Raw genomic sequence first — 12,704 nt, 5'->3', positions numbered from 1 at the left:
GGAGGGTATAGTATGCATGATAATCAACAAAAAAAGGCAGTTGCTCTCCGGTATCAACCTGAAAATGATAATGCACCGCGTGTAATAGCAAAGGGAAGGGGTTATATAGCTAAGCAAATTGAAGAATTAGCAGAAGAATATAATATCCCTATAAAAGAGGACAACCAATTAGTAGAATACCTTACCAAGCTCGATTTATACGAAGAAATACCTCCTGAACTTTATGGTGTAGTGGCAGAAATATTAGCATTTATTTTTACCATGGATAGGGATTATCAAGGAGAATATTAGTAATGAAAAAACAGATTGGAAAAAAGGGCGAAGATATAGCTGCAGACTACTTAATCAAAAAAGGTTATAGAATACTAGAAAGAAATCTTCATACAAAGCAAGGAGAATTAGATATAATTTGCATACAAGATAATAGTATTATATTTGTGGAGGTTAAAACTAGAACTAACTATAACTTTGGAGTACCAGAAGAAGCGGTAGATTATAGAAAGGTAGCTAGAATACGAAAATTAGCAGCAGCTTATCTTAATAAAAGCAATGCTTATTACGATGAAATAAGGTTTGATGTTATTGCAATAAACTTACAAGGCAATACTATTAAAATAAACCATATAGAAAACGCATTTTAATATATAGAGGTGAAGAAAATTAACAACCCAAGAATAGGAGCACATCTACCAATATCTAAAGGACTAAAAAGCACTTCAGATGAAGCTGTGAAAAAAGGCTTAGAATCCTTACAAATCTTTTTACGCAATCCAAGAGGCCGTGGAGCACGTAATTTAACAGATGATGAGATAAACTACTTTAAAAGAATTACTAAAGATTATAATATTTCACCAATCGTAGTTCATATCCCTTATATTTGTAACCCAGCATCAGTAAAAAATGACATTTATAGTTTTGCCTATGAAGTAGTTTTAGAGGATTTAAAAAGATGCTCCTTAGTAGGAGCTGATTATTTAGTTTTACACCCAGGTTCTCATACTACTTCTACTTTAGATCAAGGAATAGAAAGGGTTATTGATTTACTAAATAGAGTTATAGATCAGCACAATGGAAAAACGCAAATACTACTTGAATTAATGTCTGGACAAGGAACAGAAGTGGGAAAAAACTTCGCCGAGCTTAATCAAATTATAAATGGTATAACAAAATCTGAAAAAGTAGGAGTTTGTTATGATACATGTCATGCATTTGCCGCAGGATATGAATGTAGAACCACTGATGATATAGATGAATTATTAAATATTATAAATATTACCGTGGGAACAGAAAAAATAAAAGTAGTACATGCTAACGATAGTGCCAAAGAATTAGGCTCACATAGAGATCGTCATACTATGATAGGAGAAGGATTTATAGGTATACAAGGTTTTAAAGCGCTTATGCATAATAAATTTTTTAAAAACCTTCCCTTTATTCTAGAAACTCCGATTGATACCATAGATACAGACATAAATACTCTAAAGAGTATAAAAAATAAATAATTTAATTGGGAGGAAGAAAAGTGATAATTTATGGTAAAGAAATAGTTGCTAAAATGAAACAATCTATTAAAGAGGAAGCTGCCAAAAAATCGATGAAACTTGTGGTTATACAAGTGGGAGATGATAAAACCTCAGAAGCGTATATTAGGGGAATTAAAAAATTCGCTGATGAAGCAGAAGTAGAACTAGAAATTTTAAACCTACCCGAACAATCAAGTGAAAATGAATTAAAAGATGTTATAACTAAGCTCAATAATGATAATAGTGTTACCGGAATTATGATTCAAACACCATTACCTAAACAATTAGATATAAATAACCTAATTGATTACGTAGAAAAAGATGTAGAGGGTATCAACAATATAAATTTAGGTAAACTCATTAGCAAAGAGGATGGTATAAAACCATCAACACCAAAAGCTGTAATTAGAATGCTCAAAGAACATAATGTAGACTTACAAGGTAAAAAAGTAACTATAATTGGAAGAAGTAAAATATTAGGGCATCCACTAGCAGTAATGATGACTAATGAAAATGCAACAGTAACCCTTTGTCACTCTCGTACCAAAAACATAGAAGATGAAATCAGAAACGCTGATATTATAGTAGCTGCACTAGGACAAGCTAACTTTATTACTGCAGATATGGTAAGAGAAGATGCAGTAATCATAGATGCTGGAATTAATTTTGTAGATGGCAAAATGTGTGGAGATGTAGATGAAGCAGCTAAAAATAAAGCTGCGATGGCAAGTGCGGTTCCTGGTGGTGTAGGGGGAATTACTGTAGCAGAATTGTTTGACAATCTTAGAGTACTAAGTGAGCAATAATTTTCTTATTTAAAGAACTTGATGAAAAGAACTAAGGAATTATTATCTAGGATACCAAAAATTGGATATTAATAAGGAAGCAAAGGGTAACCTTTGCTTCCTTATTAGTTTAACCATTACCTTAAAAACTCGGGTATTTCATCTTCTATTAAGTAACCACCAAAATTATCACCATTTTTTAGCTGTAAGATAACTTCTTTTTGTGGTTGGTCTGTACGTTCATAAAAAGCGCGAAGACATATTTCTATCTTATCTTTTTCATCAACTATGATAGTATCGGGCTTTTCTAGTAATTGTTCTATATAATGTCTATCTGTTAATCGAGCGCGCCTTTCCCAGTGCATTAAATCATCAACTTGTTGATCCTTTATACCTGTAACTATAATCCTATCAATTTCATTTGGCATTATGCGTACTTGTTCAAGTTTTCCATTATCCTTTAGCCACTGCTCAAAATTATTGTATGATTTTTCAAAAGTTATACTTGTTCTGTGTTCATCATTATTAAAGAATATACTTCCAGTTGCCCAAGCTGGTTTTCTAGAATTTCCTCGCATCATTTCTTCGAAAGTTAACTCATAAATATCTTTTTGAATTACAGATATTGTTTCTTTTATTAACTGTTGATCTGAAATTTGTAAATTTTTATTGGTATGAATAGCATTAAAGTTTATTGAATTAACTCTATTCGAATCAAGCTTTAAAATTTCGTAGTTAAACTCCTTATATTCTCTAGACTCATATATAGGCTTTAATAACTCACCATATTTTACATAAGAAATATGATAGTGACGATACATTTTATTACCATTTTTTAAGTTATAAACTAAAGCTACATGCTTACGTCTTTCATAACGATTTATTGAATCCAGTTCTTCCTTTTCTTCATCAATATTATCAATTATTGCCTCATGTAAAGCATGTATGTTTTCTATATTTTCTTGTTTTGTATAAATTGGAACAGCTCGATGCATATCATAATCTATTATATGTTTTGGTACTACTCTATCACTTTGATATAACTGGTAAAAGGAATTATTAAGATAAATACTTTCAACCTCAGCTAAATCAGGTTGTCTAGTTTCGTAACCTATGATATTAGTATTTAGAAGTCCAATTAGTAAAATAATAATTAAAGAATAAATTCCAAACCCTTTAATATTTTTCCACTTAAAAACATATATAGACCTATTTAGTAATATCTCAGCTAAGAAATATCCTATTAATGCACCTATAACATAGCCAAAGTAAGTCCAAGCTAAACCACCTTGAACACCATAAAAATAAGCACCTAATACTAACATAAAGCTAAAAGTTACACCATATTTAAATATAGGTCGTAATATATCAAATGTAATAGCATTTCCTGCTGATTCTAAATGACGCTTTTGATATAGATATTTACCTATAAAGAATAATGCAACAATCAATATTAAATAAATTATAACTTCATTAAGCTCAATTGGAGTTCTATGCTGTTCCATTAATCTTACTAAAGGAGACAGTCCCTCTATACCCCGACTATAAGCGGAAGTAGCTAAACCATAAACGTAAATCTCTAAATTATATAATACTAGCATAGATAAGCCGCTGGGTAAGAATAAAACTATATATGTTAAGATACCTTGGATCCATGACATACCTGTAACCATACCTATAGCAACACTAGTCATAAATAGGATAAGGTTAAATAATAATGATACACTCATCCATGTAAAAATATGATTATTGCTGATGGCTTCTAAACCTAGTCCATTGACTACTCCCCAAGTAGTTAAAGCAGTTATGATTATAGGTGTACAAAGAAGAATTATACCAGCTACAACACGTGTTGTATAAAGAGTATTGCGCTTAACAGGTAGAGAGTGCTCCATATCAGTTGCTTTATTAGTTTGTAAGTATCGAAATAGTAATAAGCCTGTTAACACAGGTATTATTAATGTTAATATTCCTAAAAATGCAGATGAACTAGGATCAAGAACGCGAGTATAGTTCCAATATGAAAAGGTAGTATCTACATCTCTGCTATAAAGCATAAATAATTGTAGGGGAATACTAGCTAAAAGGCCTAATAAATATACTAAACCTACCATTGAATATCTTCTTAAATCATTTAGCAGTATACCTGTATTAATAAAGGATGTTTTGAATTTCATATCCATTATCCCCCATTTCATAAATAAAAATTTCTTCTAACGTGAGGGGTAGAATGTCTATAATAGCAGGATTAAAAGACTGCATTATTTTGATTACTTCCTCACGGTCACCACGTACAATTAAAATAAGGACACTACCTCTTTTCTCTTGATAGAGTGGTTGTATTTTGGCTAGTAAGTCTTTAGGCACTTCACCGTTAAATGCAATTTGTATTTTATGTACATCTGCTTTTAAATCATCTAAATCTCTTTGAATAAGCATTGTTCCTTGGTGTAAAATCCCTATATAATCACAGATATCCTCTAAGTCTCGTAAATTATGAGATGATATAATAACAGTCATATCTCGTTCAGCTACATCCTGGATAATAAGATTTTTGATTTTTTGACGCATAACTGCATCTAGACCATCAATAGGCTCATCTAAAATCATAACATCAGGCATAATAGACAAATACAACCAAAAGGCAACTTGGCGTTGCATACCTTTGGATAATGTTTTTAAGCGTCTATTAGGTGCAATATTAAAAACATTACCTAATTTTTCATAACGCTCTTGATTCCAATTTGAGTAAATACGGGAATAAAAGGTTGCCATGTTCTGAATAGTATAGTTAGGAAAAAAGTATAAAGAATCAGGGATAAAAGCTATTTTATCTTTTATTAATTCATTTTCATATACTGATTGAGAATCAATAGAAAGCTCACCTGAATCTTGTCTATATATCCCAGCTAGCAGTTTCAGTAGAGTTGTTTTTCCCGCTCCATTAGATCCAACTAAACCATATATTGAGCCCTTATTAACTGATAAACTTACATCATTTAATGCTTCTAAATCTTGATAACTTTTACTAACCTTCTGGACTTGAATCATTACTGTTACCCCCTTTATCTTTTGGTAATAAGGCATTAATCTGAGCATCTATTTCTTCTGGACTAGTACCTAGGTAAAGCATCTCATTAATAATCCTTGATAACTCATTTTCTAAAGCTTGTAATCTTGCAGTATTATGCTCAGGAGCTACTTCTCTAACAAAATTACCTTTACCAGGTACAGAGTAAATAAACCCTAAATGCTCAAGCTCACGATAGGCTTTTTGAACTGTATTAGGATTAACTGTTAATTCACTGGCTAATTCCCGAACCGTAGGTAGTTTTTCATCAGGTTTTAACACATTGTTTATAATTAAATCCTTAATCTTTTCAACCAACTGCTCATAAATCGGTAATCTACTGCGTAAATCAAGTTCAAACATTAAGCCCCTCCTTCCTCGAGTTTTGCGCGTATTATTATGCGTAGTACACATGATACAATTTGATTATAATCTTTAATTATTGTTTTGTAAATAAAAAAAGGAAACAATTTTTATTGTTTCCTTAATTTATACGAAATTAAATTATATTTTATTGTTCAACTACCTCATTTTTGTCTCCAGCAGATACTAGTCCACCTTTTAACACCTTAACAAAAATACCTTCTAATGGCATTGCACATTCAAGGAAGCACGGGGACGGTTCTTTTGCTTCCTTTTTTAGGAAGCAAAAGAACCGTCCCCGTGCTTCCCTCCTCCAGTTTCCTAGTATGTTTTTCAAACTATTATTTTACTACTTCAATTGTATCTCCAGCAGATACTAGTCCGCCATTTAATACTTTAGCAAAAATACCTTCTAATGGCATTACACATTCACCAGTTTGTTGTTTAATTGCACACTCACTATTGTGGCAGTCTTTACCGATTTGAGTAACCTCTAAAACTGCACCACTACCTAGATTTAATATCGTCCCAACTGGAAGTTTATCTAACTCTATTCCTTTAACTACAAGATTTTCAGCAAAATCTCCATATTCCAAATCCAACCCGTGTTTTTTCATTTTATCAATACTTTCTAGAGCTAAAAGACTAACTTGTCTATGCCAAGGTCCTGAATGAGCATCTCCTTTAAGTCCAGAATCAACCTCTAAGAAACCTCTACCCATATCTTTTTTCTTTTCACCTTTTCTAGCACTTAAACAAACTGCTAAAATTTCGCCTTTATACAAATCTATTCCCCCTGTTTATAGTAGTTTATTGGTAGATTTTTAATTTAAATATCTTTATTATAATGTATAACATAATATTGGATTATTTAGGCTATAAAATTATAACATTATTCTAAACTAATAATTAAAAAAAAGCTAACTAGTAAAGAATAACCCCAACTATTTTTTTGTTAAGGAGAATATATTTTGAATAAAAAAACAGTGTTAAAAATATCTGGAATGACATGTGCTGCTTGTTCACAACGAGTGGAGAAAAAACTTCAAAGTATCCAAGGGGTAGATGAAGTTAGTGTTAACTTGATGACTAATAAAGCACTAATTTCTTATGATAAAAAGCAAACTGATTCTAAAACCTTAGTATCTGAAGTTGAGAAAACAGGATATAAAGCTATAGTTGAAGATGATGATATATCTGAAGTAAGCCTTGATATAACTGGAATGTCTTGTGCTGCATGTTCAGCTCGTATTGATAATAGGTTAAATAAACTTGATGGCATAATAGAAGCAAATATTAATTTAGCAACTAACAAAGCTAGTGTAAGATTTGAAAATAATAAAGTATCAGTTACCGATATTAAAAACAAAATTGATAAATTAGGCTTTAAAGCTGAAATTGCAGATGAAGCAAATAAAAATGAACATATAAATTTAGATAAAGATGAAGAACGAGAATTACGTTATCTTCTAATAGCTTCAGTTATTCTAGGCTTACCATTAATTATAGCTATGGTACTTATGCTTTTTGGTATAAGCTTAATGCCATTTCATCACCCAATATTTCAACTAATATTATCAACTCCTGTACAGTTTATTATAGGTTATAGATTTTACAAAAACAGTTATATTGCACTTCGAGGTGGAGGTGCAAATATGGATGTACTGATAGCAATGGGTACAACTGCTGCTTATTTTTATAGTATTTATAATATCCTGCAAGGCAATATGCATGAAATATACTTTGAAATTTCAGTAATTATTATTACTTTAGTAATATTAGGTAAGTACATGGAAACAGTAGCCAAAGGTAAAACATCAGAGGCGATTCGCAAATTAAGTGGATTACAACCTAAAACTGCTAGGGTGTTAAGAGAAGAAGGGGAAATAGATATACCTTTAGAGGATGTAAATGTAGGTGATGTTGTATTAATCAGACCAGGTGAAAAGATGCCAGTAGACGGGAAGGTTATAGAAGGAAGGTCCTCAGTAGATGAGTCAATGCTGACTGGTGAAAGTATACCAGTGGAAAAAGCAAAAGGAGATGCTGTCATAGGGGCAACAATAAATAAAACAGGAAGCTTGAAATTTGAAGCAACAAAGGTAGGTAAGGATACAGCGCTAGCTCAAATAATAAAAATGGTAGAAGAAGCACAAGGAGCCAAAGCTCCTATCCAAAAGCTTGTTGATAAAGTTTCATCAATTTTTGTTCCAGCAGTTGTTGTGTTTGCTATTTTAACAATTATCGTTCAATACTTTATTACTACTAATGCTTCTATTGCTATACTTAGTGCAGTAGCAGTATTGGTAATAGCATGTCCATGTGCATTAGGACTTGCTACACCTACAGCTATAATGGTTGGAACAGGAAAGGGAGCAGAAAATGGGATTTTAATAAAAGGTGGAGAGTATTTAGAAAATGCGTATAAGATAGATACTGTTGTGTTAGATAAAACCGGTACTATTACTAAAGGCAAACCAGAAGTCACTGATATCATTAGCTTAGGAGATTTATCCGAAAAAGATATTCTTTTTTATGCGGGAATTTCAGAAAAAGGTTCCGAACATCCATTAGGTGAAGCAATATACAATAAAGCCAAAGAAGACAACTCTAAATTGCCTGATCCAGAAGATTTTGAAGCAATTCCTGGTCATGGGATTATTGCACATTATAAAGGCGAAACCATAATTTTAGGTAACAAAAGATTATTAGATATTAAACAAATTTCAGTAAATCAAGCTAATGACATAATTGATAAATTAGAGAATCAAGGAAAAACAGCTATGTTATTTGCAATAAAAGATAAGCTACAAGGAATTATAGCGGTAGCTGATACTATTAAAGAATATTCATATGAAGCAATAAGTGATTTGAAAGATATGGGATTAGAAGTATATATGATTACTGGTGACAACTATAGAACTGCTAAAGCAATAGCTGGACAAGTAGGAATAGAGAATATATTGGCAGAGGTTTTACCAGAGTATAAAGCTGAAGAAATAATAACACTACAAAAAGAAGGCAAAACAGTAGCGATGGTTGGGGATGGTATAAATGATGCTCCTGCTTTGGCAACTGCTAATTCTGGTATAGCAATAGGCACAGGAACAGATGTAGCTATGGAAACAGCAAATATTACATTAATGCGTGGTGACCTACGTGGTATACCCATTGCTATAAAACTATCAAAAAGAACTATAAAAACTATAAGACAAAATCTATTTTGGGCATTTATATACAATACCTCGGCAATACCATTTGCAGCTGCTGGCTTTTTATCACCCATTATAGCTGCAGCAGCAATGACATTTAGCTCCATATCAGTTTTATTAAACTCTCTACGCTTAAGAACCTTTAAAGCAGAGTATTAGTGCATGTCACCTCAAGACTTAATAGTTTTAGGTACACATTATTTATAAATTGATTTAAAATAAATAAATATTCCATTGCAAATACCTTAGATAGTATAACATCTTGCTAGTGGAACCAATAAACAATTATTTAAGAGGTGATAGCAATCGATACAACAATAGAAAAAACAATACAAGCACTTAATAAAAACAATATTGAAGCAGAGTACTTTGAAAACTCTAATGAGGCTGTAGATTACCTATTAAAAGAAATTGAACAAAACCAAACAGTAGGAATAGGTGGTTCAGTAACTATAGACTCACTAAAAATACCTGAGAAGTTAATTAATAGAGGGAATGAAGTGTATTTTCATTGGCTTGAAGAAGCACCTGAAAAGAAACAAGAAGTACTAAGAAAAGCAATGACTACAGATGTCTACTTATCAAGTACAAATGCATTAACTGAAAATGGACAGCTTGTGAATATTGATGGTGTTGGCAATAGGGTTTCATCGATGATATATGGTCATGAGAAGGTTATAATAGTATGTGGTAAAAACAAAATTGTTAAAGACGTACATGCAGCTATAAAACATGTAAAAGCTAATGCTTATAAAAATGCTAGAAGACTAGATCGCAAAACACCTTGTGCACAAATAGGTGAGTGTAGAGATTGTAATAGTCCAGAAAGAATGTGTAATGTTACTACTATAATAGAAAAACAACCTTTATCTAGTAAAATGAAAGTCATAATTATAAATGAAGAACTAGGATTTTAATAGTATTCTTAATCTTGGCTACCTACCTCGCAATTTAGAAAGCCAGGATTTATTTTTTTCTTGTTCTGCTTTCCAAAGTCTTATTAACTCATCAATCTTACTTTGACGATTGCTTTCTTTTTCGTCTATTTTTTTTTCTAGATTCTCAATTCTTTTTTCAAGGTTTTCATTTTGCTTAATTAGTTTATCATTTTGTTCTACTATTTTTTCTATGTTTGCAATTGCTTCATAAATTTCTATATTATTGTTAGTAGAGGTTTTTGGTGCAACTGATGTTTCATCCGATTGATTTAAATTTTCTAAGGCCATTTTTATTGCTGTAGTATTAAGCCCTTTATCCCTAAGACTTAATATTAATCTAAATGTTTCTAAATCAGAATCATTATATACTCTATCACCACGTTCGTCTCTTTTTATTTTTAATTTTAAACTATTTTCTAAGTATCTTAATGTATGCTGTTCTATACCTAATAAATCCGAAACTTCACTTATTTTATAACGTATCTCTCTCACTCTTATCTCCTCCTAACCATTTACTAATAGGCAAATAGAAAAATTGCCACTAGCATTATTAACGAAAACTAAAATGCTAAATTAGTTGTTACTATTAAAATATATTAAAATGTTAAGTTAATTATTAACCTAAAATTTTATTTATTATTTTTTGCAACCTATGCACATGCCTAGTTGCTTAAGGGGCTAAATGAATAATTTAGCTCAACCTTAAAATTTTTGTTAACTTCTTTTTGCAGTTAAATTAAAGTTTGTTAATAAAAATAAAAAAAATTATAAATAGTTAGCACTTTTTTATCATATAGTTCATAAGTTATTATTAGGTTAGGCAATCAAGTGAAGTGCCCCATAAATCCAGCTTACAACCTTCACAGGTATTTATTAAATACCTAAAAACAGTTTCAAGTTTATGAACTTAACTGTTAACCTCCTTATTAACTTGATTGTTAACCTAACCACTTTCCCCTCTTTTTTAAAAGCTTAAATTTAATATTTCTCAAGTCAGTTATTAAGTAACAATAAAAAAAGAGCTTAGCCGCCTAACAAAAGGCGGCAATTTTGTTTCTAAAACTGTTAACTAGTATTTAGTTAGGAATAGGCTAACAGTTTCAAGAATATCTTAATTACTAAAAAGATTTATTTATAAAGGGGTGAAATTATGAGTTTGCCAGAAAAAAACAACCCTTACAGTTTTAAAGAATGGCTTGAAAAACGGCGAATAAATTTTTTTGAACACGATATATTTTTGCAAAGATGCATCAAGCATTATATAAAAAATGATTATGATTATTTAAATGAAAAGCTTAAGGAATATGGTAACAATGTTTCTTTTAGATGGACTGATATGGCTGATGAGTGTACAAAAATCGAAAATAGACCTTATATTATAAATTACGATAATTTTAATAATAGAATAGATCGTGTAGTAAGACCTATAACAATGGAGCTAATGGAAAAAGAAATATTTGCCTCAGGATTATTTTCTGAAACCACAGGAGATTGGGAAAGATTCATTAAAATAATGTTATTAAACCAAAATGGTGAAATTGGGATAATGTATCCATTACTATGTACTCAAGGCTTAATCCATATCATCGACGAACTAACCGATTCCTCAAATCGTCATTCCGAAATTAACAAAATCTTACGACATTGTAAAGAAGGGATTAATGGAGAATTTGGCATAGGAGCTCAGTTTTTATCTGGAATACAAAATGAATTAGATGTAGCTACCATTACGTTAGAAGCCCAATATGAAGAGGATAATTGGAGATTATTTGGGTCTAAGTTTTTTTGTTCCGCAATTCACGCTGATTATTTCATTATAATTGCTAAAATCAAAAACTCTGAAAAAACCGGTATATTTCTACTACCTGCTTATTTACCAGAAGAGAAGAAAAATAATTATAGGAATGGGTATACCATAGAGAGTTTAGAATGGAAATTAGGTACTGTTGAACTACCTACTGCTGAGATGACATTTAATGGTAGCATAGCATACCTCTTAGGTGATTTTGATTATGAAACAAATAATGTATTAGAAACAATTTTGTTACATTCTAAGCTTGGAATCGGTACTACTACTATTGGTGCGGCTATAAGGGCAGTAAGAGAAGCTAAACTATATAGTGAATTTAAAGAAACATTTGGTGTTAAAATAAATCAATTTCCGTTAGTGGTAGTTAAATTGCGTGAATTACAAGCAGAACTAGAAAGAATAGTAGCTGGTTCATTTAAGCTATTTGATTTATTTTTACAAAGTGGAGGTAAGTTTAAAGTAATAAACAAGGCTGATCCAATTGAAGTCCGCAAGAAAAAGTTTTTAGCAAGACAATTAGTTTTATTTGCAAAAATATACAATTCAAAAGTGAGCACCAATATTATTCACGAAGCTATGTCTATCTTAGGCACTCAAGGAGTAATAGAAGATTTTACTTGCCTTCCTCGGTTATATAGAAATTCTAATATATTTGAGCTGTGTGAAGGACCTAGAAATGAACTACTTACTAAATTATACAATGATTTTAAAATAAATGCAGATTGGTTTTCTATTGAAGAATTTGTTAATGAATCATTAACAGGTTCTGACAAAGAAGAAATTGAACATTATACTCAATTAATAAATGAAATAATAGCTCATCCAAATTTATATAACTTAGATGAAAAGACCATCTGTATTGCAAAAAGATGGGATAAATTATCAGATGATTTTATGATGGCATTTCAAGAACTTGCTCGTCAGCAAGTTTTAAAAAAACTCTAAGATAAAAATTCTAATCAAAATTATTATTGTTTTTTCTATATTGTCTAATGTCTCTTGA

At 31.0% G+C, this 12,704-nt stretch carries 12 protein-coding genes; 7 read left to right on the top strand and 5 right to left on the bottom strand.

Annotated features, from left to right (window positions below):
* Window positions 1–12: 12 nt before the first annotated feature.
* From SYNTR_RS06670 to SYNTR_RS06655, 4 genes are read left to right on the top strand one after another with little or no spacing between them, the layout of a single operon-like run.
* Window positions 13–291, top strand: coding sequence for an EscU/YscU/HrcU family type III secretion system export apparatus switch protein (locus tag SYNTR_RS06670; protein WP_156203790.1), 279 nt, complete (start codon window positions 13–15; stop codon window positions 289–291).
* Window positions 292–293: 2 nt separating this feature from the next.
* A complete protein-coding gene (locus SYNTR_RS06665; RefSeq protein WP_156203789.1) occupies window positions 294–641 on the top strand; it encodes a YraN family protein in 348 nt (115 codons plus the stop codon).
* Window positions 642–650: 9 nt separating this feature from the next.
* Window positions 651–1,502, top strand: a complete 852-nt coding sequence (locus SYNTR_RS06660) for a deoxyribonuclease IV (RefSeq protein WP_197079045.1) — start codon at window positions 651–653, stop codon at window positions 1,500–1,502.
* A gap of 20 nt (window positions 1,503–1,522) precedes the next feature.
* Window positions 1,523–2,329 carry a bifunctional 5,10-methylenetetrahydrofolate dehydrogenase/5,10-methenyltetrahydrofolate cyclohydrolase gene (locus SYNTR_RS06655; protein ID WP_156203787.1) on the top strand — a complete coding sequence of 269 codons (807 nt, stop codon included), beginning with the start codon at window positions 1,523–1,525 and terminating at the stop codon, window positions 2,327–2,329.
* 116 nt (window positions 2,330–2,445) lie between these two features.
* On the opposite strand, the gene SYNTR_RS06650 is transcribed toward SYNTR_RS06655, so the two are convergent.
* The 4 genes from SYNTR_RS06650 to SYNTR_RS06630 form a co-directional block, all read right to left on the bottom strand.
* Entirely contained in the window at window positions 2,446–4,485 is a 2,040-nt protein-coding gene (locus tag SYNTR_RS06650; RefSeq protein ID WP_156203786.1) for a DUF6449 domain-containing protein, read from the bottom strand.
* The gene (locus tag SYNTR_RS06645) at window positions 4,460–5,359 is read right to left on the bottom strand and encodes an ABC transporter ATP-binding protein (protein WP_156203785.1); all 900 of its coding nucleotides are present in this window, start codon (window positions 5,357–5,359) and stop codon (window positions 4,460–4,462) included. The genes SYNTR_RS06650 and SYNTR_RS06645 overlap by 26 nt, the downstream gene beginning before the upstream one ends.
* Window positions 5,337–5,741, bottom strand: coding sequence for a GntR family transcriptional regulator (locus SYNTR_RS06640; RefSeq protein ID WP_156203784.1), 405 nt, complete (start codon window positions 5,739–5,741; stop codon window positions 5,337–5,339). The genes SYNTR_RS06645 and SYNTR_RS06640 overlap by 23 nt, the downstream gene beginning before the upstream one ends.
* 341 nt (window positions 5,742–6,082) lie before the next feature.
* A complete protein-coding gene (locus SYNTR_RS06630; RefSeq protein ID WP_156204719.1) occupies window positions 6,083–6,463 on the bottom strand; it encodes an MOSC domain-containing protein in 381 nt (126 codons plus the stop codon).
* A gap of 249 nt (window positions 6,464–6,712) precedes the next feature.
* Here SYNTR_RS06630 and SYNTR_RS06625 point away from each other — a divergent pair, with 249 nt between their 5' ends.
* Both SYNTR_RS06625 and SYNTR_RS06620 read left to right on the top strand, forming a co-directional pair.
* Window positions 6,713–9,112 (top strand): heavy metal translocating P-type ATPase, encoded by a 2,400-nt coding sequence (locus tag SYNTR_RS06625; RefSeq protein ID WP_156203782.1) that lies wholly within the window; start codon window positions 6,713–6,715, stop codon window positions 9,110–9,112.
* A gap of 137 nt (window positions 9,113–9,249) precedes the next feature.
* Entirely contained in the window at window positions 9,250–9,870 is a 621-nt protein-coding gene (locus SYNTR_RS06620) for a lactate utilization protein (protein ID WP_243140153.1), read from the top strand.
* An 18-nt stretch (window positions 9,871–9,888) separates the two neighbouring features.
* Here the strand turns inward: SYNTR_RS06620 and SYNTR_RS06615 are convergent, their stop codons facing one another.
* The gene (locus SYNTR_RS06615; protein ID WP_197079044.1) at window positions 9,889–10,383 is read right to left on the bottom strand and encodes a MerR family transcriptional regulator; all 495 of its coding nucleotides are present in this window, start codon (window positions 10,381–10,383) and stop codon (window positions 9,889–9,891) included.
* A 658-nt stretch (window positions 10,384–11,041) separates the two neighbouring features.
* Here SYNTR_RS06615 and SYNTR_RS06610 point away from each other — a divergent pair.
* Window positions 11,042–12,646, top strand: coding sequence for an acyl-CoA dehydrogenase family protein (locus SYNTR_RS06610; RefSeq protein ID WP_156203780.1), 1,605 nt, complete (start codon window positions 11,042–11,044; stop codon window positions 12,644–12,646).
* Window positions 12,647–12,704 lie beyond the last annotated feature (58 nt).

Origin of the sequence: Candidatus Syntrophocurvum alkaliphilum (assembly GCF_009734445.1) — a bacterium.
GTDB lineage: Bacteria > Bacillota > Syntrophomonadia > Syntrophomonadales > Syntrophomonadaceae > Syntrophocurvum > Syntrophocurvum alkaliphilum.
The sequence above is the reverse complement of the archived record's forward strand: the minus strand, read 5'-3'. Positions and strand labels throughout refer to the sequence as shown.